Here is a 21519-nt window from a genome sequence, read left to right as displayed (position 1 = left end):
TAATGTAGAATATAGCACAATATATAAACATACTAGAAAGAAGGGATTTACAATGTCTAAGGAAAGACTATTAATTTTAGATGGCCATAGTCTTATGTATAGAGCTTTTTATGCATTACCAGCCCTAACAAATTCGGATGGCATATACACTAATGCAGTTTATGGTTTTACAAATATGCTTTTAAAGATGAAGGAAGAGTTTGAGCCAGATTATATTGTTACAACATTTGATAGGAAGGCGCCTACTTTTCGTCATGAAGAATATAAAGATTATAAGGCAGGTAGAAAAAAAATGCCTGATGAGCTCCGCGATCAGTTTTCTCTAGTTAGGGAACTTTTAGAGAAAATGGCTATAGATATTTTTGAATTAGATGGCTTTGAAGCAGATGATTTAATAGGAACATTATCTGTATTTGCAGAAAAACAAGGACTTGAAGTTTTTATAATAACAGGAGACAGAGATGCACTCCAGCTTGCCACAGATAATGTTAAAGTTGTAATAAACAAAAAGGGAATGTCACAAAAGGAAATATATGATAGAAATCGAATAATAGAAGAGTTTGGAGTAACTCCTACAGAATTTATAGATGTAAAAGGGCTAATGGGGGACGCTTCTGATAATATTCCAGGTGTGCCAGGAATTGGTGAAAAAACTGCTTATAAGCTAATTAAAGAGTATAAGAGTATAGAAAACCTTCTTATGAATATTGATAAGATTAGTGGTAAAAAACTTGTGGAAAATTTAACTGCTTATAGTGAACAGGCTATTTTCAGTAAAAAATTAGCTACTATTATTACATGTGTGCCTATGGAAATGGAATTAAGTTCAATTAAATCAAAAGAAAAATATGATGTACGGGCTGTAAAAGATTTATTCTACAAATTACAATTTAAATCTTTAATAGGGAAAATACCAGATGATGAGGATTCAATCGAAGAAACATTTTCTGCGGATTTTACGGTAATAGATAAATTGTCGAAGCTTCTGGAAGTTATTAGTGAAATTAAAGAGACTATTTATATAACTTTTGATATTGCAGATTCTAGTGTGTTTTCTAAAATTAGCGTAAATAACATATATTTTAATTATAAGGGAAAAAACTATTTGATTATGGTTACTGATTTATTTAATGAAGATGAAGAAAAAACTATAAGTTATTTGAAAACTATACTTGAGAGTAATGATATTAAAAAGGTAAGTCACGGCGTAAAGAATGCTTACACTGCACTTAATAAAAAAGGCATTAAGTTACAAGGGGTAAAATTTGATACAGAACTTGGGGCTTATTTGCTCGATTCAGCTAAAAAGGAGTATAGCCTGGAAACTCTTATAGATAAAATTCTTAGAATCTGTATTATAGGCGAGGGTCATGAAAGAGAGATTAATAAAGTAGCATTACTAAAAGAGCTTTATGAAATCTTAGAAAAGAAGATTGAAGAGTACAAAATGGAAGAACTGCTATATGATGTGGAGCAACCATTAACAGAAGCTATATCATATATGGAGGCAGAAGGATTTACAATAGACAAGGATAGATTAGAGGAACTTGGCATAAAATTCGCTCAAGATATAAAAGAAATGGAAAGCACTATTTTTGTTTTATCTGGAGAAGAATTTAATATTAAATCTCCAAAGCAACTAGGCAAGATATTATTTGAAAAGTTAGATTTACCTGTTATAAAGAAAACAAAAACAGGATATTCAACTAATGCTGAGGTTTTAGAGGCACTAGCAGATAAGCATCCCATTATCACAGAAATTACAAGGTATAGACAGTTAACAAAGATTTTTTCTACTTATATAGAGGGGCTACAAGCAGTAATTGATACAGATTGTAGAATACATTCAAACTTTACACAAACAGTTACAACAACAGGAAGACTATCAAGTACTGAACCTAATTTGCAAAATATCCCTATAAGACATGAAATGGGTAGAGCTATAAGAAAAGTATTCATACCACACAATGATCAGTGTGTTATTTTATCTGCGGATTATTCACAGATAGAGCTTAGAGTATTAGCTCATATAGCAGGGGATGAAAATTTAATTGAGGCTTTCATTAAACATTGTGATATTCATACTAAAACTGCTTCAGAGGTATTTAATGTACCGATAGGAGAAGTTACGGCGCTTATGAGAAGTAATGCAAAAGCTGTAAACTTTGGAATAGTATATGGCATTGGAGAATTTAGCTTAGCAAAAGACTTAAATATATCTAGAAAAGAAGCTAAAGCATACATAGAAACATATTTTGAAAGATATCCAAATGTTAAAAAATACATGGAGGATATAGTGGTTGAAGCTGAGAAAAATAATAGTGTTACTACAATAATGAATAGAAGAAGATTTATCTATGAAATAAATTCAACAAACAAAATTGTGAAGTCCTTTGGTAAAAGGCTTGCTATGAATACACCGATACAAGGAAGTGCAGCAGATATTATTAAACTTGCTATGATAAATGTATTTGATAAATTAAAGCAGGAGGGATTAAAGAGCACTTTAATTCTCCAAGTACACGATGAATTAATACTAAATGTATATAAGGATGAGCTTAAGCAAGTTGAGTATTTGGTTAAGGAACAGATGGAAAATGTAGTTAAACTTTCAGTTCCACTAGAGGTAGAAATAAGCATTGGAGAAACTTGGTATGAGGCAAAATAGTTGAAAACGCTAAGGGTTGGGATAACAGGTGGAATCGGTAGTGGAAAGAGCACAATAACTAATATGCTAATAGAGAAGGGTCTTCCGGTTGTTGATGCAGACATTGTAGCTAGAGAGGTTTTTATAATATATCCTGAGATGATAAATAGAATTAAAGGGGAATTCGGGTATGAGTTTTTTGACAGTGAAGGTAATCTTAATAGGAAAGAGTTTGGAAACTATATATTTAAGGGTGATAATCGCAGAAAAAAGCTTGAAAGTATAATGATGCCGTTTATAAAAAAAGAAATACAAGACAGAATAAAAATGTACGAAGAAGGCAATTGGCAATTTTGCTTTTTAGATGCACCTACTTTAATAGAAAACAATTTTCATACTAGTATGGATGTAACTATTTTAGTGTGGGTGAGTAGTGACATTCAAGTACAAAGGGTTATGAATCGAGATGCTTTAAAAATAGACGAAACATGGGATAGAATAAGAGCTCAAATGCCAATAGATGAAAAGAAAAAATTTGCAGATTTTGTTATTGATAATGGCGGAAGTATTGAAAATACAAAGTTACAACTAGATTTGATTATTAGGAAGTTAGAAAGGTTAGGAGTGAAGTGATGAAATTTAAAAAAATTATAAAAATCTTAATCTTAATTTTTTTGGTTATTATAGTGATTAACATTAAAAGCATTTTTAAAAGCTTTTACCCTATAAAATATGGAAATCAAATAGTTAAGTATTCGCAAAGGTATAATGTGGATCCTTGTTTGGTTGCAGCTGTAATTAGGGCAGAAAGTAATTTTGATGGAAACGCTGTTTCTCCAAAAGGTGCCTATGGGCTTATGCAGATAATGCCTGATACTGCATTGTGGATTGCAGAAAATATGAAATTAAAAGATTTTGATGTGGAAAAATTATATGAAAGTGAAATTAATATTGCTATGGGATGTTGGTATATTAATAATTTAAACACTGAATTTAATGGAAATATAGACTTGGTGTTGGCAGCTTACAATGGTGGACGTGGAAATGTACAAAAATGGCTTAATGATAAAGAATACTCTAGCGATGGAAAAACATTAAATGTAATACCTTTCGGGGAAACAGATAAATATGTTAAAAAGGTAAAAACAAATTATAATATTTATTTGAAATTATATGGTGATGAAATCAAATAAAAACAGAAAAAACTATTGACAATTTATACTAGAATAATATATAATCAATCTTGTAGTTACAAGTTTTGAAATACATATGACTATAAGATTTGATCCTTTATATTAAATAAACAAAATTTGCGATAGTGGCGGAATGGCAGACGCGCACGTTTAAGGGACGTGTGGGAGACCATACGGGTTCAAGTCCCGTCTGTCGCACCAAAAAATTATATTACTTTAAAAAAGAGGTAGAAATACCTCTTTCTTTTAACGACTTTCCTTCAGAAGTTGTTAATATTGCAGTACCGCGGGTGATGATTTAATTGGTAAGATAAAAACCTATGAAAAGTGAATTTTTTTAAGAAATATGGAAAAACTAACATCTGAAAGAGGTGTTATTTATGAAAAACAAAAACAATAATTCTAATGAAAAACAGGAGAAACCACTCAAAAATAAAGAAAATAATCCAGTTACTATAAATGGTGATAGTAACATGAGAAAGCCTGTAAGAGGATTAAAGTAGAGGCGCTATAAAAAGTGAGCGCTATAAAGAGGGTGTAATTACATCCTCTTTATTTTTTTTTTGCATATTGTCATAAAATTAGTATCAAAACACGGCCTCTAGCATAAATTGTTAATGTATTAAGTTATAAATAGGGAGGGCGGTTATGAAACTAGAGGACAGAAATATTGAAGATATAGACATGAAGGAAGAATATGAAATGGTTCCACTAGAACCTATGATGTATGGATATGGGCAAATGAATATGATGCCGAATATGGGCATGAACCCAAATGTGGGTATGAACCCAAACATGGGAATGCAAATGGGAGATATGCAGGATGTAAATCCAAATATGGGGATTAATTCGATTATGGGAATGAACCAATTTAATGAAGACATGTTCATGAATGGGTCCAATCCAATGGGTATGACGTATGGAGATGTATCTATGAAAGGTTTTGAGCAGGGGGATGAAGATTTAAGACAATTGGATAATTATCAAGATAGATCCCCATTTGATAGACCTAATCCCCAATACAATGATGTTGAGTCCATTGTAAGAAGAATTGAGAGGTATAACCCTGCCATATTTAGGAGGTTAAATAGGTGTGGGATACCATATTTAGAAGCAAAAGAAATAGTTAGAAGAATCGTTAGAGTAACACTTATGTACAGAGATGAATAAAAAATAGTAATCATTTAACATAAAGAAAAACAAAATTCATCTAGAACCCTATAAAAACTTATAGGGTTATTTGATTTGTAATGATTTGACAAAAAAATAAAAATATAGAAGGGCTAATATAATTTTTTTTGAAGGGGATTTAAAAGTAACGTAGAATTTAATTATTAAAGAGGCATAAAATGTTAAAGAGGAGTAAATTTAAGAGGTGTAATTATGTTTAATATAGATATTAAATTTGATGATGTTAGCATTATGAATGTAGAAAAAGAGGATATTTTAAAAATTAAAAATTGGACTAATAAACAGCAAGCTTTTAATATAGAGGCAAGGTTAAATTATGATATTAAGGAATTTTATGAAAGATATTTAGAGTGTTATGTGAGTGAAGGGGAATACTTTCTTAAAGTGTTACATGGTAGTGAACTTATAGGTATTATAAAAGGTAGAATAGAATTTAAAAATCCAAATGAAGTATGGATTATGTGTTATTTAATAGAAAATAGACTATATGATGCTGATATATCAAACATAATTATTAATGAGTTTTCAAAGCATTTACATGAAAATTATGGAATGTGTGATTTCTATACTTTTGTTTCATCTAATAATAATGCAATGGTGGAATTTTGGAAACACAATAACTTTGAAGAAAGTAGGGTAACAAGCAATTTTTTTAAGATAAATAGCGAAGACAAGGATATAATAATTCTAAAAAAAACAATTTAATATATATATATATTTTTTTATTCTAAAATCAATTTTAAAATAATAGTATTTTAAATAAGGCATCTAAAAAAATAGACTACAAGTTACTAGTTGTTTTTTAAAAGATGTTTAAAGATTTATTAAATTAGGGGATGATAAAGTGAGATATACTAGATATAATTATAAGACGCCTAGGAAAAATAATAATTTTATGATTGTAATTACATTAACTTTGATAGCAGCCATTGCCTTGGGCACAATGTTGTCCAAGCTAATACCTAATAATAACGTAAAAACGGGTACAGGTGATAAAACTACTAAAACGGATATAGTAAAAGACAGTAAAGTAAATCAAGATAGTAAAGTGAACAAAGAGAGCGTAGATGTTTCTAAAGAGATTCCTCAAACTAATATTAAAGATTATGTAGCAATACAATGTGGCGTTTTTAGCGCGAAGGAAAATGCTTTAATTTTGAAAAAAAGTTTAATGGAGTTTAGTACACCATTTATTCTTGAAGAAGATAAATTATATAAAGTCTTGGTTGGTGTTTATCCTAAAGATGGGATTGGTAATATTATTAAACAACTTGATGCAAAAAAAATAATGTATACTAAAATTAATTTTCAATTGAGTGGAAAGGATTCAACAAGTGCACAAACCAATGAAATGATAAGTGCTGATCTTAAAATATTAAATAAACTTTCAGAAAAAGATACTAAATCAATTAAAACTGTAGAATTAAAAAAATGGATAGGTTCTTTAAAGGGTGCGGAAGAAAAAAGTAAAAATTATAGTACCATGACAGAAATGAAATCATATTTAACTGCAATGCCAGCGGAATTAAAAAAGGAAAAAACAGAGGAGGGGTATATCTACATCTATAAATATATAAAGAAAATATTAAAGAAGTAGAATGATGTGGAATTAAATCATTAAAAATACAAATAGATTATTTGAATCTATTTGTATTTTTTTATCTAAATGCTAGTGGATATTTTTGCAACTTAATAAATTACAATTATAAACTTTTTTTGAATATTAAATTTATACACTTGTGTATGAATTTATTAAATGTTAAAATGTATAGGATATAAGTAAAGTGGGGGGTACGATTTGAAAAGTGCAGAAGGAAGAAATCCGTATTTTATTTTTTTCATACTGATTGGAGCTATTTCTGGAAGTTTTATAGGTGAACTATTAGGAGATAACGTAAGCGCACTCAAATTTTTAAAGAGTACATACACCATAGGAATGAATACTCCTATGCTTATAGATTTTAAAGTATTAGCAGTAACTTTCGGTATAAATTTTAATATTAATATAATGTCTATTATAGGCATTGTTTTGGCAATAATATTATATAGAAAATATTAGGAGTGATGTAGTGGATATTATTCTAGCTTCTGCATCTTTGCGTAGGGTGGAACTTTTAAAAAAAATAACTAGCAATTTCAAGGTAATAGTAAGTGACTTTGAAGAGAGTGACGTATTATTTTCTGCGAATTGTGGAGACTACGTTATGGCCTTAGCAAAAGGAAAGGCTGTAGCTGTTTGTAGTAGCGTTAAAAAACCAGCTGTTATAATAGGGTGTGATACTATTGTTTATTTCAAAGGCAAAGTGCTTGGAAAACCTAAAAATAACAAGCAAGCTTTTCAAATGATTAGTGATTTAAGTGATAATACACATGAGGTATATACAGGAATTGCAGTAATAAACACCGAAACTCAAGAGATTAGTACTGAGTATGTTTGTACGGAAGTAAAATTTTCAAAATTGTCTTTAATAGAAATAAACAATTACATAGAAAAGGGCGAGTCACTTGATAAGGCTGGAGCTTATGGAATACAAGGAGCAGCATCTCTATTTGTTGAAGAAATAAAGGGCTGTTACTATAGTGTGGTGGGGCTACCGGTAAATAAATTATATTTTATGTTAAGGGAGATGGGGGTCAATCTATAAAGGAGTTGTTTATGGGTATGACGTGCAAAATCATGGATTTGCCTCAAAATGAAAGGCCAAGGGAAAAATTGTTAAGATACGGTGCTGAAACTTTATCCAACAATGAGCTATTAGCTATAATACTTAGAATAGGATCAAAAAATGAAAATATTATAAGTCTTTGTGATAGAATAATTTCTGAGTGTGGCGGACTAAATGGACTTCTAAGTTCAAGTGCAGAAGAATTTATGAATTTAAAGGGTGTTGGAAATGCTAAAGCAACACAACTTTTAGCACTTACAGAAATTTCAAAAAGATTTAGAAGTTTTAAATCAGGAGAAGAGTACAAAATTACTTCCCCAAAAGATGTTGCAGAATATCTTATGGAGGAAATGAGATATTTAAAAAAAGAATATCTTAAATTAGTTATGCTAAACACAAAGAATGTCATTATAAGTATAAAGGATATCTCAATTGGTAATTTAAACACTTCGATAGTTCATCCAAGAGAAGTGTTTTACGAAGCTATTAAAAGATGTAGTGCTTCCGTGGTTATTTGTCACAATCATCCGTCTGGAGATCCAACTCCTAGCAAGGAAGATGTAAACATTACTATAAGACTTCAAGAATGTGGTAAATTACTAGGGATAGAAGTGCTTGATCATATAATTATTGGGAATGGAACTTATACGAGTTTAAAAGAAAAAGGAATACTTTAGATACGAAGGGAGAAATTATAATGGGAATATTTGGAACAACTCGAGATATGGGAATAGATTTAGGAACAGCAAATACATTAATTTACTTGAAGGGGAAAGGAATTGTACTAAGAGAACCTTCTGTTGTAGCTATAAATGTAAATACTAATAAGGTATTAGCCGTTGGTGAAGAAGCTAAACAGATGATAGGTAGAACACCCGGTAACATTGTTGCCATTAGACCTATGCAGGATGGAGTAATTGCAGATTTTGAGATTACTGAAAAAATGCTTAGACACTTTATAAATAAAATTAGTTCAAAAGGTCTTACAAGTCCAAGAATTGTAGTCGGATTTCCGTCTGGTGTAACTGAGGTTGAAAAGAGAGCAATTGAGGAAGCAACTAAAAGAGCAGGTGCAAGAGAAGCATATTTAATGGAAGAACCGATGGCTGCAGCAATTGGAGCTGGACTTCCTGTAAATGAACCAACCGGAAGTATGATAGTGGATATTGGGGGCGGAACTACGGAAGTGGCAATAATTTCATTAGGTGGAATTGTAACAAGCAAGTCTCTAAGAGTGGCAGGGGACAAGTTAGATCAATCAATAATAGCCTTTGTTAAAAAACAGTACAGCCTTATGATAGGTGAGAGAACTGCGGAAAATATTAAAACAGAGCTTGGATCAGTATACGAGCTAGAAGATGATGATATGAGTATGGAAATAACAGGAAGAGATTTGATAACTGGATTACCCAAAGTGATCGAAGTAACGCAAAAGGAAGTAAGAGAAGCACTTAGTGAGCCAGTTCAAGCAATAATTGAGGCAATAATAACAACCCTTGAAAAAACCCCACCAGAGCTTGCGTCAGATATTATGGAAAAAGGAATTATGTTAACTGGAGGCGGAGCGTTATTAAAAGGAATAGATACACTTATAAATCACGAAACGCATATGCCTGTACACATAGCTGAAAATCCACTTGATTGTGTTGCCATAGGAGCAGGAAAAGCTCTCGTTAATATAGACGTCATGAGTAAAAGAAGATAAATATGGGATTTTTAAAAAATAAACTGGCAGTAGTTATTATAATACTGTCAGTTACATTTTTATCTTTAATAGGATATAGTGCAAATCGAGAAAAAATATCTTTCGTGGAGAATGGTGTGGGTGTAACGATAAATTCAGTGCAGGGTATATTTTATGGTGGGTTTCATAAAATAAAGGGTTCTTTTAAATTTATAACAAACTTGTCAAATATTAAAGCGCAAAATGAAAAACTTCTAAAAACTAATAGCGAGTTACAAGTTAAAGCATTAGAATATGATACTGCAATAAAAGAGAATGAGAGGTTAAGAAAAATGCTTAATTTTTCAACGCAAAGAGATGAATACAACTATGTAGGTGCTGAAATAAGAGGATTAAGTGGAAATAGTTTTTCAGATGGCTTTATAATAAATAAAGGCACAAATAAAGGCATAAAAAAAAATATGATAGCCATGACTGGAGACGGGCTCGTAGGTCAGGTTACATCTGTTGCTGATGATTGGGCCACCGTTCAATGTTTATCTAATGAAAATATTGCAGTGGCAGGTCTTGTTCAAAGGACAAGAGATAATAATGGTATGGTTAAAGGATATAAAGATGAAAACAATAAATTACTAGCCGAAATACAGCATCTATCTGTAGATTCAAGTATAAAAAAAGACGATATAATAGTAACATCTGGTCTCGCTGGCAAATATCCAGCTAAAATTAGAATTGGAAAAGTGCTAAGTGTTCATGAGGATAAAGGTGAAGTAATGAAAAGTGCTATAATCGAGCCATATGTTGACTTTTCAAAAATTGAAGAAGTTTTTATTGTGGTACCAAAACATATAAAAGATGGTGAAATAATATATTAGGAGTTGTAGTATGAAGAGAATATTAACAGTAGTATGGTTATGTATTCTATTCCTAATATTAGATAATACGTTGATGCCTTTACTCAAAATAAACGGTACATATCCAAGTTTAATATTTACTTTTGCACTGTGTTATTCGATTGTTAGTTCGCCAAAAGACGCAGTAATAATTGGAGTTTTTACCGGCGCACTGCAGGACATCTATTTCTTAAATGGATTTGGAATCAATATGCTAAGTAATATGCTTATGTGTGCTATAGCTGCAAACATAGGTAAAAATATATTTGTTGAAAAACCGTTTTTGCCAATAGTTTCAACTTTTGTGTTAAGTTTAGTAAAAGGGTTAATAGTATTTTCTATATTGTTTTTGATAAAGCAATATACACATATGGGGGTAGTATTATATCATGGAATATATAATCTAATAGTTTCTATTTTTATGTATAAATTTGTATATAAACTTTCACAAAAAGAATATATGAAGAAAGAGTGGAAATTTTGATGCAGTACATTTATATGATTTTTAAAAGGTTGGTGCAAAAGTGAGAAAGAAAAATAAAAATAACAATAAATTTTCTAGATTTAATGCTTTAATTGTAATTATGATTTCGATTTTCTCAGTTATTATTTTCAAATTAGTGAATATACAGGTAATCAATGGCCGGGTGTATATGGAAACTGCAAATCAACAAAATCATAAGATAATATCTAAAGTAGCACCAAGAGGTGAGATAATAGATAGAAATGGTGCGAAACTCGCTACAAGCAAGCAAAGTTATATAGTGACATTTACTAAAACAAAAGAGAGTGAAGAAAAATTCTTGCCAACTATTGATAAGGTATTTAAAATTCTTGATGATAACAAGCAAACTCAGGTAGATGAGTTTGCACTTAAAGTAAAGACTAGTGAGGATATAAAAGATGTAGAGTATAGTTTTGAATTTAAAACCTCAGATAAAACATCACAAGATTGGATGGAACTTAGATTTAAAAAAGATAGAGGGTTTGATGAGACAGTTATTAAAAAACTCTATAAGGGTAAAAAGAAAGATGATTTAACCGCTGATCAACTTAAAAAAGTTGATGAAGAACTTTTAAAGATTACGCCAGAAGAAGTGTATAATCAACTAATAGTGGATTATAAGCTGGACGAAATCAAGGATTCTAAAAGCAAAGAAGAGCTCAGACGGTATATGGTAGTTAAGGACAATATAAAAATTCAGAGCCTTTCTGGATATAAGCCAGTAGTTATCGCTAACGATTTATCTAAGGACGTTGCATTTATTTTTGAACAAATGCAACCTGAAATTCCTGGTATTAGTGTTATGACTCAGCCTGTTAGAGTCTATCCTAATAAGGATCTAGGTTCAGCTTTCCTAGGTTATATTTCTAAGATAAATCCTTGGGATTCATCTAAGTATGAAGAAAAAGGTTATGATATAAGTACGGATTCTATAGGTACGTCAGGAATTGAATCAGCTTTTGAAGATGTTTTAAAGGGAACTAAAGGACAAGAAAGTATAACAGTTAATAAACAAGGGCGTAAAGTTAATACTTTAGGTGAGATTGCAACTTATCCTGGACAAACAGTGCAGCTTAATATAGATAAAAATATGCAATATGCTGCAGAGAAATCTTTAGATGCTGTGATGCTCCATCTACAAAAAAAAGGGAAGGACATATCTCAAGCTGTTGATACAACAAATGCAACCAGAGGCGCGGCGGTGGTAATTGAAGTTAAGACGGGCAAGATATTAGCACTTGCAAGTAGACCTGGGTATGATCCTAATATGTTTAGGCAAGGGTTAACTAGTGCTCAATATGATGAGTTGTTAGGTCCAGTCACAGAGAAAATTGGACTAGATTATATTAAAAAAAGAGGGCTTGCAGATATTAAAGGGGTACTAACCGATAGTGATATGTCAAAATCCAAAGAAGAAAGAGAGAAAATAGTACTTGATTATATGTTCCCGATAGATAAAAGTGTAAAAGGGAATACTACAATTAGGAAGGATAATAATGATATTTTCCCCAAAGCAACTTTCAATTATGCAACTAAATCTCTAATACCACCTGGTTCCACATTTAAACCAGTGACAGCTATTGCTGGGCTAGATGAAGGCGTTATAACCAAGGATAGTCAAGTAAATGATAATGGACCATACAATCACCGTTATGAAAGCGTTACAGCTGCATGTTGGATATATAACGAGCATGGTTATGGGCATGGAATGGTAAATATTCAAAAGGCAATGAGAGAATCTTGTAATTTTTACTTTTATGATGTGGCTGATAAACTTTTTGAAAAGGCTGGTGAAAACAAAGCTGGATTAGACTTACTAGCAAAATATGCATGGAAATTTGGTCTTGGAATAGATCCGAACAGTAATAAAAAACCTGCTACAGGTATAGAGATTCCAGAAAACTTTGGACAGGTATATAATTATGAATCTAGTAAAGAAATATTAGCTAATATTCATATAAGTAATCTAGTGAAACTTTTACAAAGCGGAATAAATAATGGAGGAGTAAAATTTAAACCTCTTGATATTGAACCAAAAGCTGAAAGTGGCACTACTAAAGAAATAGATGAAATAAAAAAAGAAAATGAAAACAAACGTAAGTATCTTGCTATAATTAAGGAAAAAATGAAAAAAGACAAGGTAGATTCTATTAATTCAAATATGATAAAGGAGCTCATTGAAGGTTCCTCAGCATTAAAAGGTAATAATTATACAGATAAAGATATCAAAGCAATGTCTGAAACTATAAATTCAGAAATAAGTGATTGTAATACTGAAATTAATACTGCAGCTAATGCATACTATGCAGCTATAGGTCAGGGGTTTGATTCTTTTACCCCACTGCAGTTAGCAAATTATGTATCTACCCTGGTAAATGGAGGAAATAGATATGAACTGCATTTGGTTGATAAAACTTTAGATGCGGATGGAAATGTAATTAAGCAAACTAAGCCTGTAGTTTTAGAAAAAACTGGTATAAGTGAGAATACAACTAATATAATTAAAGAGGGTATGTTAGAAGTTACTAGTGATCCTCAAGGTACAGCATATGGGGTATTTAAAGATTTTCCTATACAAAATGGAGGGAAGACAGGTTCCGCTACTTTTAATGAGGTTACTCAAACAGCTCTCGGAAGGACTTCCTTCGGATATTATATTGGGTTTGCTCCCTATGACAAACCTGAAATAGCTGTTTGCGCAGTGGTTTTTGATGGAGGTCATGGTGGTTATGTTACTCCAGTTGCAAAAGCAGTTTATGAGCAATATTTTAAAGCAGAATTACTTAAAAAAGATCCTAAATATAAATTTATGGTTGATCCAGATAAGGGAACTAGTAATATAGATTTAAATAATACTACTAATGGAAATGGTCACGATTAGTAAAAAAATCTAAATTATAAATAAATTAGAACTTTAAATAAACTCTGACAAATTTGTTTGTTAGAGTTTATTTAATTGTAAAAGCATGGTGAAAAAATAAAAAAATATATTTATATTGAAATTAAGCAGGAATTTACTGTTAATATGTTGAAATAATAGCTTAAGTTCAATTATGGAGCAAAACGATTATTTATTTAAAAGTTACGTACACCAGATGAGAACTAGGAGGTTAAAATTATGGTTACAGATAAAATAATCATTAAGGGAAATAAAGAGGGATTAAATGTAGTTATAAATATGAATCATTTCAGTGATTTTGATGACATGCTAGAGTCTTTAATTGATAAGCTATCACAAGGGAGGAAATTTTACAAAGGTAGCACTTTGAAAATTACTACTGAACTTAAATACATAAATGAAAGGGAAAGTATAAAATTAAAGGAAATATTATTTGATGAATTTTTAATTAGTGATTGTATTTTTCAGGAGCAAGAAGATTCCGTAGGAAAAGTGTTTACTGGAATTTATGAGGGGAAAACTAAGTTTTTGAGGAAAACTATAAGAAGCGGACAAAGTATAAATTATCCTGGTAATGTAGTTATAGTTGGTGATGTTAACCCAGGAGCTGAAATATATGCAGCAGGAAATATAATTGTTATTGGTACTTTAAGAGGGGTTGTACATGCGGGTACTAATGGTAATGAAAAAGCTATAATTGCGGCAGTTAAGTTGCAACCTCAAATACTTCAGATAGGAAGCATAGTAACGAGGTCCCCTGAGGATGAAGTAAAGCCTCTATATCCGGAGGTGGCAAAAATTAAAAATGGCAATATCATTGTGGAACCGTATTTAGCAAATAAATATATATAATGGAGGTAATGCACATGGGAGAATCTATAGTTATAACTTCGGGTAAGGGTGGGGTAGGTAAGACAACTACCACAGCAAATATTGGAACAGCTATCGCATCTATGGACAAAAAAGTAGTAGTTATTGATGGAGATACAGGACTTCGAAACCTAGATGTTTTAATGGGACTTGAGAATAGAGTAGTATTTACATTAGTAGATGTTATTGAAAAAAAATGCAGGTTAAAGCAAGCCCTAATAAAAGATAAAAGGTTTAACAATTTATATTTGTTACCAACAGCTCAAACAAGAGACAAGAATGACATTGATATAAAGGATATGCTTTTAGTAGTAAAGGAATTAAAAGAAAACTTTGATTACGTTATTATAGACTGTCCTGCAGGTATTGAGCAAGGCTTTGAAAATGCTATAGTAGGAGCTGATAGAGCTATTATAGTGGTTAATCCTGAACTTACTTCAGTTAGAGATGCAGATAGGGTAATAGGAAAATTAGATTCTAAGGGTATAGATAGACATGAGGTTATAATAAACAGAATGAACTATGAAATGACAAAAAATGGGGATATGTTATCTGTAGATGATATTATAGAATGTTTGGCCATTAAATTAATAGGCGTCGTTCCAGATGATAGGAAGGTTACTATTTCAACAAACAAAGGGGAACCAATCGTTCTTGATGAAAAGTCTTTGGCGGGTCTAGCTTTTAAAAACATAGCAAGGCGAATAATGGGAGAGGAAGTATCATATGCTTCACTAGATGGATCATCATGTAGTGGGACAGGATTCTTTGCTTCTCTAAAAAGAATATTTAAAGGGATATAGGGGGTAGGGCATTAATGAATTTATTTAAAATGTTTTCTAATAAAATTTTTTCAAAGGATATTGCAAGTGATAGATTAAAGCTGATTTTAATACATGATAGAGCGGACTTTTCACCTAATTTTCTAGAAATGATTAAGGCCGACATACTAAAGGTAATTTCAAAATACGCCGAAATAGAAACGGGGGAAATTGAGGTTAGATTAACAACAACGGAAGAATATGAAGGAAATTCACCAGCACTAATTGCAAATATACCTATTAAAAAAATAAAGAGATAAGTTAGCAAAGGCTTTGTATAATTAACAACTTATGCATAGCTTTTTTTTATTAATATGATATAATCATATTTGAGATGGAGGTAGGTTAAACCATGAAAATTTTACAAAACCTAAGACTTAATAAAAAACTGTTAAGAGAATTGGATTATAGTGTGATTATAGTAGCAATTTCTATTGTGATTTTTGGATGCATAAATATTTATAGTGCTACAGTGAAGAATTATGGAACTAAGTTAGTTAAAATGCAAATTATATGGTTGATAGTAAGTATTGCTGTGATGTATGTTCTTTTGGTCTTTGATTATATGTTAATAGAAAATTATGCCGTTATAATATATTGGGCAGGCGTTGCATTGTTAATATATGGTGATGTTTTTGGAACTGTTGTAAATGGTGCAAGATCTTGGATAAATATAGGCATAGGCACCCTGCAACCTTCAGAATTTGCTAAGATTGGCATGATAATAATGCTGGCTAAGAAATTAGATGAAATGGAAGGGCGAATTAATGATCCTAAAAATTTGTTGGAGTTAGCATTTTATGTGGCAGTGCCAATGTTATTAATTATTATTCAACCGGATATGGGAATGACTATGGTAAGCTTTTTTATAGTACTAGGGATATTTTATTGTATTGGACTAAATTACAAAGTGATAATTGGAGGAATGACTTCAATATTGCTTATAGTTGTAGGTGTATGGAATTCTCCAATTATGAAAACTTATTGGAAAGGAAGACTCACTTCATTCTTGCATCCTGAGCAATTTGCACAAGGGTATGGTCATCAGCTTATTCAAGCAAGACTCGCTATAGGCTCGGGAGGAATACTAGGAAGAGGGTTTGGAAAAGGAGTGCAGTTTAGCTCTGTTCCAGAAAATCAGACGGATTTTATTTTTGCCGTCTTAGCAGAAGAATGGGGACTTATTGGTGCATTAGTATTATTATTATTATATGGACTACTTATATGCAGGTTAGTAAAAATTGCAAAAGAATCGAAAGATATTTTTGGCACTGTGTTGTGTGTGGGATTTATTTCGAATTTATTATTTTCAATAATGCAAAATATGGGAATGACAATGGGACTTATGCCTATTACAGGAATAACTCTACCATTTATGAGTTATGGTGGGAGCTCACTTTTAACAACTTTTATATCATTAGGATTAGTGCTTAATGTAGGTATGAGAAGGAAAAAAATAAATTTTTGATAATATTCAATAAATCATGAGGGGGAATAGATATGAGAATAGCACTAGTAGCCCATGATAAAAAAAAGGCTGATATGATTGACTTTGCAACAAGGTACAAGGATGTTTTAGAAAAACATGATTTATACGGAACAGGGACAACAGGAAAATTAATAAGTGAACAAGTGGGACTTGATGTTACTAGGTTTTTATCAGGACCACTTGGCGGTGACCAGCAAATAGGTGCAAAGCTTGCACAAGAAGAATTGGATATGATAATTTTTTTAAGGGATCCACTAACCCCTCAACCTCATGAACCAGATATTTCAGCACTTCTTAGATTATGAGATGTACATTGTGTTCCACTTGCCACAAATTTAGGTACAGCTGAAGTTTTAATGAGAAGTTTAAAAAATCGTAAATAGAACAACATAATCGAGTAAGCGCTGCATAGTTTGCAGTGCTTATTTTGTTTAAGATGATATAATATATACTTTTTTCTTATAATATGTAATATAAATGGTAGAAATTAAATATATATAAATAGTAAAAGATTGTTAGAGGGGGATAAAATGGGTAATTATAATACGCAGTATCAAAGCTATTATAATAATTTGGCAAAAAGGCATAGAAGCGCAAATAGTTTTCATAGTGAAAATAACAAACAAAGTGGAATGCCTAATTTTTATATAAAAAGATTAACCAGGGAATTGATTGGTGTACTAGTATTGTTTATTTTTGTATTATGCTTAAAAGTAGTAGTTACACCTAAAACTCAATATGTTTATAATTATTCTAAGCAAGCAATAAACAAAGAGTATGATTATGGTACATTAATAGATAAAGCGAAGGGCGTTAAATTTAAAGATGTAGAATCTGTTACAGTGAATTTCATAGAGAAGGTTAAAAGCAAAATTTCAAGTGGGGATGGAATAAATAGTAAAGATATTAATTTTTGATGGTTTAATGACAGTTCAGAAGGGAAGCCGGCCGCTTCTATAAGTAGGAGGTCCATACTATAGCAAAAAAGAAACTTTAGTGGGAATATAGATCTCCTTCTGAAGTCGTTAATATTGCAGCTCCGCAGGAGATGATTTAATGACAGTTCAGCAATTGCTTTGGGGGATTAATTGATAAGAATAAGTAAGTTATTTATACCGTATATTATTTTGTTAATAATATTAGGATTTAAAGGAGAATTAGTAATAGCTTTTGCTTTTGTATTCATCCATGAGATGATGCATTATTTAACTGCTAGAATTTTAGGATTTTCAGGCTTTGATATCGAAATTCTTCCTGTAGGAGCCGTACTTAAGGTGAAAGATTTAGATGAAGCAAGTGCTAAAGAGGATTTAATAATTTCTTTATCGGGTCCCTTATTAAACTTATTATTAGCAGTTATTTTTTATATTTTATTTATATTATTTAATAGACCTTATTTGCATTTAATTTATAAAAGCAATTTAGCTTTAGGCATTTTTAATCTTATACCAGCCTTTCCACTGGATGGAGGAAGGGTGCTTAGGGATATACTTAATATTAAGACTATATATAGAAGGGCAAATGAAATTTCTATTAGGGTTAGTATGATTCTTGGAAGTATTTTCATGTTTATATATTTTGTAAGTGTAGCAGCAAATAAAAGCAACTTTAATTTAGGCTTAATTTCTATATTTATTTTAATATCTTCGATTAAAGAAAAGGAAAGGATAGTATATTTGATTATGGGTTATATTATTAGGAAGAAACATAGATTTATAAAGAGAGGATATGTAGAGAATAAAAGTATATCTGTTTTTTGTGAAAAAAATTTATTATCGGTACTAGGAATAATTGATAAGAATAAGTACAATTTGTTTACAATACTAGATGAAAATATGACATTGCTAGATACGTTGTATGAAGAAGAAATAATTGAGGCAATAAAAGCCTATGGTAATATAAGCCTAAGTGAGTACATTGACATTAAAAAATTAAAAAATAATGTATAATAAGATATCTTAAAGTAAAACAAAGCCTATTAAAGGTTGGGTGTTTTACTTTAAGATATTTTTCATTTTGAGATTTAACGCTCATGTGTTAGAATAAAATAATGTAATGTGTCTATGGCAGATACAAAGGATAACTATTATCTAGCCTAGAGAAAAAACGAGGAGTGATTTCTATGAATAAAATTTCAGATGATATCTTATTTAAGGTCGAAAAGCCTGCTAGATACATAGGTGGAGAACTTAATTGTTGTTATAAAGATTTAGAAAAAATTGATATAAGATTTGCTTTTTGCTTTCCTGATGTGTATGAAGTGGGAATGTCACATTTAGGTAGTAGAATACTTTATCATGTATTAAACGAAAGAAGCGACACTTATTGCGAAAGAGCGTTTGCTCCTTGGCCAGATATGGAAAAACAAATGAGAGAAAATAATATTTCTTTGTATGCTCTTGAGAGCAAAGATTCTTTAAAGGAATTTGATATTTTAGGGTTTACTCTGCAATATGAGATGAGCTACACTAATATACTCAACATGTTAGATATGTCGGGTATTACTATAAGAGCTTCAGAGAGAGGTGAAGATGAACCCATAGTTATGGCTGGGGGACCATGTGCTTATAATCCTGAACCTCTTCACGATATAGTGGATTTCTTTGAGATTGGCGAAGGCGAAGAAATAATGAATGATGTGTTAGATATTTACAAAAAGTACAAAGGTCGTAAAAAAGAATTCCTAAGAGAAATATCTAAGATAAGAGGAATATATGTGCCTTCCTTATATGAGGTGTCCTATAATGAAGATAACACTATCAAGGAATTTAAGCCTAAATATGATGATGTTCCTAAAATCGTTAAGAAAAGATTCGTAACAGATCTTAATGAAGTTGCTTTTCCAGATAAAATCGTAGTTCCGTATACTGAAATAGTACATGATAGGGTAATACTCGAGACATTTAGGGGATGCACTAATGGATGTAGATTTTGCCAAGCGGGCATGATATATAGACCAGTTAGAGAAAAGAGTACAGCTAACATTATCGATGCTGCAGATAAATTATTAAAGAGCACAGGGTATAGAGAAATATCTTTAAGTTCTTTAAGCATATGTGATTATTCAGATATACGAAACCTTATAACGACGCTAATTGAAAAACATAAGGAAGACCACGTGAGTGTATCTCTGCCTTCAATTAGGATAAATTCTTTCTCTGTAGATTTAATTAAGGAAATACAAAAGGTTAAAAAAACTGGTATAACTTTTGCACCGGAAGCTGGAACCCAAAGAATGCGCGACATTATAAATAAGGGAGTTACAGAGGAACAAATATTAGAAGCTGCCAGCAGCGTTTTTGCTTCAGGGTGGTCAACTATAAAGCTTTATTTCATGGTTGGGCTTCCTTATGAAACTATGGATGATGTACGAGGCATTGCAGAGCTTTCGGATAAAGTTGTAGCAGAATACTTTAAAATCCCTAAGGAAACACGAAAAAGAGGATTAAGGGTTACTTCAAGTTCCGCTATATTTGTACCAAAACCATTTACTCCATTCCAATGGGCGCCGCAAGCAACAATGGATGCGGTAGTTGAAAAAATAAAAGCAGTTAAGTATGCTATAACAAGTAAGGCGGTTATTTATAATTATCATGAATCTGTAGTTTCGTTTCTAGAAGCGGTAATTGCTAGAGGAGACAGAAGAATTTGTGATGTTATAATTAAGGCATTTGAAAAGGGTGCGAAATTTGATGGTTGGTCTGAGTATTTTAATTTTGAAATATGGAAAGAAGCAATGGATGAATGTGGCGTTTTAGGAGAATTTTATGCTTATCGCGAAAGAAGTTATGATGAAATACTTCCTTGGGATTTTATAGATATTGGTGTTAATAAAGAGTATCTAATACTCGAAAATGAAAAAGCAAAAAAAGTAGAATTAACTCAAAATTGCATGTTAGGCTGCACGGAATGCGGCGTTAATGTTAATTTTAAAGAAGGGACGTGTTTCAACGGTGCGTTATTTAATTAAGTATACTAAAGGCAGTGAAATTAAATTTGTTGCTCATTTAGATTTAATGAGAACCCTCCAAAAAATTATTAAAAGGTCAGTTCTTCCAATAGGATATTCAAAAGGCTTTAATCCTCACATGGCGGTATCTATTGCACAACCATTGTCTGTAGGGGTACATTCTGAGGGGGAATACATGGATGTAGTGTTAAACAGTGAGTTAGAAGAAAAATATATTATGGATAAAATGAATGAAAATACGCCACGTGGAATTGAAATTTTAGATGTGGTAAAAGTTATTCCAGTTGAGGGAAAAAAGAAAGCTCAAGCTATGGCGATTATTGATGCTGCTAAATATACAATTAAACTAAAATGCACGGGTGGAGAGGATGCACTAAAAACATTGCAGAGTATTTGTAGTGCAGGCGAATGGAACATCGTTAAGATGAGTAAAAGCGGAGAAAAAATGATTAATATAAAACCATTAGTGCATAAATTTGAATATGAAGTAGATAGCTCAGTAATTTGTATTTCAGCACTTATTGCTTGTGGAAGTCGTGCTAATTTATCAGCTCGGTTATTAGCAGACTATTTGAAGGAAAATATAGAGTCTATTAATAAAGAAGCTTTTGTTGATATAGAGCGGGAAGAAATGTATGCATATAAAGATGATAAATTAGTCACTCTTAGCGAGCTTTTCAAAAATTAGTAA

22 protein-coding genes, 1 tRNA gene and 1 pseudogene are annotated in these 21519 nt (G+C 31.3%); all 24 read left to right on the top strand.

The genetic code is table 11. The annotated features are described in order from the left end of the window. Nucleotides 1-52 precede the first annotated feature (52 nt). Nucleotides 53-2668 (top strand): DNA polymerase I, encoded by a 2616-nt coding sequence (polA, locus tag ACWJKS_RS12620; protein ID WP_220320165.1) that lies wholly within the window; start codon nucleotides 53-55, stop codon nucleotides 2666-2668. Next, the gene (coaE, locus tag ACWJKS_RS12615; protein WP_462959694.1) at nucleotides 2669-3280 is read left to right on the top strand and encodes a dephospho-CoA kinase; all 612 of its coding nucleotides are present in this window, start codon (nucleotides 2669-2671) and stop codon (nucleotides 3278-3280) included. Continuing rightward, nucleotides 3280-3840, top strand: coding sequence for a lytic transglycosylase domain-containing protein (locus ACWJKS_RS12610; protein WP_216301763.1), 561 nt, complete (start codon nucleotides 3280-3282; stop codon nucleotides 3838-3840). The genes coaE and ACWJKS_RS12610 overlap by 1 nt, the downstream gene beginning before the upstream one ends. Before the next feature lie 119 nt (nucleotides 3841-3959). Beyond that, nucleotides 3960-4041 (top strand) — tRNA-Leu (locus ACWJKS_RS12605). 179 nt (nucleotides 4042-4220) lie between these two features. Beyond that, entirely contained in the window at nucleotides 4221-4343 is a 123-nt protein-coding gene (locus tag ACWJKS_RS12600; RefSeq protein ID WP_258280648.1) for a hypothetical protein, read from the top strand. A 145-nt stretch (nucleotides 4344-4488) separates the two neighbouring features. Beyond that, entirely contained in the window at nucleotides 4489-5010 is a 522-nt protein-coding gene (locus ACWJKS_RS12595; RefSeq protein WP_165412869.1) for a hypothetical protein, read from the top strand. A 213-nt stretch (nucleotides 5011-5223) separates the two neighbouring features. Next, complete coding sequence (locus tag ACWJKS_RS12590; RefSeq protein WP_462959693.1) at nucleotides 5224-5736, top strand: GNAT family N-acetyltransferase; 513 nt, start codon at nucleotides 5224-5226, stop codon at nucleotides 5734-5736. Between the two features lie 139 nt (nucleotides 5737-5875). Further along, entirely contained in the window at nucleotides 5876-6628 is a 753-nt protein-coding gene (locus ACWJKS_RS12585) for an SPOR domain-containing protein (RefSeq protein WP_462959692.1), read from the top strand. Between the two features lie 201 nt (nucleotides 6629-6829). Next, entirely contained in the window at nucleotides 6830-7090 is a 261-nt protein-coding gene (locus ACWJKS_RS12580; protein WP_165412872.1) for a DUF4321 domain-containing protein, read from the top strand. 10 nt (nucleotides 7091-7100) lie between these two features. Then, on the top strand, nucleotides 7101-7676 hold the full coding sequence (locus tag ACWJKS_RS12575; RefSeq protein WP_216301766.1) for a Maf-like protein: 576 nt from the start codon (nucleotides 7101-7103) through the stop codon (nucleotides 7674-7676). An 11-nt stretch (nucleotides 7677-7687) separates the two neighbouring features. After that, complete coding sequence (gene radC, locus ACWJKS_RS12570) at nucleotides 7688-8374, top strand: RadC family protein (RefSeq protein ID WP_165412874.1); 687 nt, start codon at nucleotides 7688-7690, stop codon at nucleotides 8372-8374. 20 nt (nucleotides 8375-8394) lie between these two features. Then, nucleotides 8395-9402, top strand: a complete 1008-nt coding sequence (locus ACWJKS_RS12565) for a rod shape-determining protein (RefSeq protein WP_216301767.1) — start codon at nucleotides 8395-8397, stop codon at nucleotides 9400-9402. Nucleotides 9403-9404: 2 nt separating this feature from the next. Beyond that, nucleotides 9405-10256 carry a rod shape-determining protein MreC gene (gene mreC, locus ACWJKS_RS12560; protein ID WP_216301768.1) on the top strand — a complete coding sequence of 284 codons (852 nt, stop codon included), beginning with the start codon at nucleotides 9405-9407 and terminating at the stop codon, nucleotides 10254-10256. A 10-nt stretch (nucleotides 10257-10266) separates the two neighbouring features. Continuing rightward, the gene (mreD, locus tag ACWJKS_RS12555) at nucleotides 10267-10758 is read left to right on the top strand and encodes a rod shape-determining protein MreD (RefSeq protein WP_165412877.1); all 492 of its coding nucleotides are present in this window, start codon (nucleotides 10267-10269) and stop codon (nucleotides 10756-10758) included. 40 nt (nucleotides 10759-10798) lie between these two features. After that, complete coding sequence (locus tag ACWJKS_RS12550) at nucleotides 10799-13660, top strand: penicillin-binding transpeptidase domain-containing protein (RefSeq protein ID WP_462959691.1); 2862 nt, start codon at nucleotides 10799-10801, stop codon at nucleotides 13658-13660. 237 nt (nucleotides 13661-13897) lie between these two features. Further along, a complete protein-coding gene (gene minC, locus ACWJKS_RS12545) occupies nucleotides 13898-14530 on the top strand; it encodes a septum site-determining protein MinC (RefSeq protein WP_216301769.1) in 633 nt (210 codons plus the stop codon). Between the two features lie 14 nt (nucleotides 14531-14544). Beyond that, a complete protein-coding gene (minD, locus tag ACWJKS_RS12540; RefSeq protein WP_165412880.1) occupies nucleotides 14545-15351 on the top strand; it encodes a septum site-determining protein MinD in 807 nt (268 codons plus the stop codon). 14 nt (nucleotides 15352-15365) lie between these two features. Beyond that, nucleotides 15366-15629: a cell division topological specificity factor MinE gene (gene minE, locus ACWJKS_RS12535; protein WP_165412881.1), complete on the top strand. Its 264-nt coding sequence runs from the start codon at nucleotides 15366-15368 to the stop codon at nucleotides 15627-15629. Nucleotides 15630-15727: 98 nt separating this feature from the next. Next, nucleotides 15728-16837, top strand: coding sequence for a rod shape-determining protein RodA (gene rodA / locus ACWJKS_RS12530; RefSeq protein ID WP_369811907.1), 1110 nt, complete (start codon nucleotides 15728-15730; stop codon nucleotides 16835-16837). Between the two features lie 32 nt (nucleotides 16838-16869). Next, nucleotides 16870-17160, top strand: a pseudogene (locus tag ACWJKS_RS12525) (methylglyoxal synthase); the annotation flags it as partial. Nucleotides 17161-17388: 228 nt separating this feature from the next. Further along, nucleotides 17389-17775: a hypothetical protein gene (locus ACWJKS_RS12520; RefSeq protein ID WP_220285968.1), complete on the top strand. Its 387-nt coding sequence runs from the start codon at nucleotides 17389-17391 to the stop codon at nucleotides 17773-17775. Between the two features lie 171 nt (nucleotides 17776-17946). After that, entirely contained in the window at nucleotides 17947-18807 is an 861-nt protein-coding gene (locus ACWJKS_RS12515; RefSeq protein ID WP_220285967.1) for a M50 family metallopeptidase, read from the top strand. 173 nt (nucleotides 18808-18980) lie between these two features. Then, nucleotides 18981-20828 (top strand): TIGR03960 family B12-binding radical SAM protein, encoded by a 1848-nt coding sequence (locus ACWJKS_RS12510; protein ID WP_165412886.1) that lies wholly within the window; start codon nucleotides 18981-18983, stop codon nucleotides 20826-20828. Beyond that, complete coding sequence (locus ACWJKS_RS12505) at nucleotides 20779-21516, top strand: TIGR03936 family radical SAM-associated protein (RefSeq protein WP_216301774.1); 738 nt, start codon at nucleotides 20779-20781, stop codon at nucleotides 21514-21516. Before ACWJKS_RS12510 ends, ACWJKS_RS12505 begins: the two co-directional genes overlap by 50 nt. The last annotated feature ends 3 nt before the right edge of the window (nucleotides 21517-21519 follow it).

This window comes from Clostridium sp. CM038 (assembly GCF_055081105.1).
The sequence above is the reverse complement of the archived record's forward strand: the minus strand, read 5'-3'. Positions and strand labels throughout refer to the sequence as shown.

What these genes read in the sequence shown, in the direction of transcription:
- ACWJKS_RS12505 (WP_216301774.1), top strand. Translation starts at nt 20,779, where the DNA reads ATGTTAATTTTAAAGAAGGGACGTGTTTCAACGGTGCGTTATTTAATT.
- ACWJKS_RS12520 (WP_220285968.1), top strand. Translation starts at nt 17,389, where the DNA reads ATGGGTAATTATAATACGCAGTATCAAAGCTATTATAATAATTTGGCA.
- ACWJKS_RS12510 (WP_165412886.1), top strand. Translation starts at nt 18,981, where the DNA reads ATGAATAAAATTTCAGATGATATCTTATTTAAGGTCGAAAAGCCTGCT.
- ACWJKS_RS12595 (WP_165412869.1), top strand. Translation starts at nt 4,489, where the DNA reads ATGAAACTAGAGGACAGAAATATTGAAGATATAGACATGAAGGAAGAA.
- minE (WP_165412881.1), top strand. Translation starts at nt 15,366, where the DNA reads ATGAATTTATTTAAAATGTTTTCTAATAAAATTTTTTCAAAGGATATT.
- minC (WP_216301769.1), top strand. Translation starts at nt 13,898, where the DNA reads ATGGTTACAGATAAAATAATCATTAAGGGAAATAAAGAGGGATTAAAT.
- minD (WP_165412880.1), top strand. Translation starts at nt 14,545, where the DNA reads ATGGGAGAATCTATAGTTATAACTTCGGGTAAGGGTGGGGTAGGTAAG.
- ACWJKS_RS12610 (WP_216301763.1), top strand. Translation starts at nt 3,280, where the DNA reads ATGAAATTTAAAAAAATTATAAAAATCTTAATCTTAATTTTTTTGGTT.
- mreC (WP_216301768.1), top strand. Translation starts at nt 9,405, where the DNA reads ATGGGATTTTTAAAAAATAAACTGGCAGTAGTTATTATAATACTGTCA.
- ACWJKS_RS12590 (WP_462959693.1), top strand. Translation starts at nt 5,224, where the DNA reads ATGTTTAATATAGATATTAAATTTGATGATGTTAGCATTATGAATGTA.
- mreD (WP_165412877.1), top strand. Translation starts at nt 10,267, where the DNA reads ATGAAGAGAATATTAACAGTAGTATGGTTATGTATTCTATTCCTAATA.
- ACWJKS_RS12565 (WP_216301767.1), top strand. Translation starts at nt 8,395, where the DNA reads ATGGGAATATTTGGAACAACTCGAGATATGGGAATAGATTTAGGAACA.
- polA (WP_220320165.1), top strand. Translation starts at nt 53, where the DNA reads ATGTCTAAGGAAAGACTATTAATTTTAGATGGCCATAGTCTTATGTAT.
- ACWJKS_RS12600 (WP_258280648.1), top strand. Translation starts at nt 4,221, where the DNA reads ATGAAAAACAAAAACAATAATTCTAATGAAAAACAGGAGAAACCACTC.
- radC (WP_165412874.1), top strand. Translation starts at nt 7,688, where the DNA reads ATGGGTATGACGTGCAAAATCATGGATTTGCCTCAAAATGAAAGGCCA.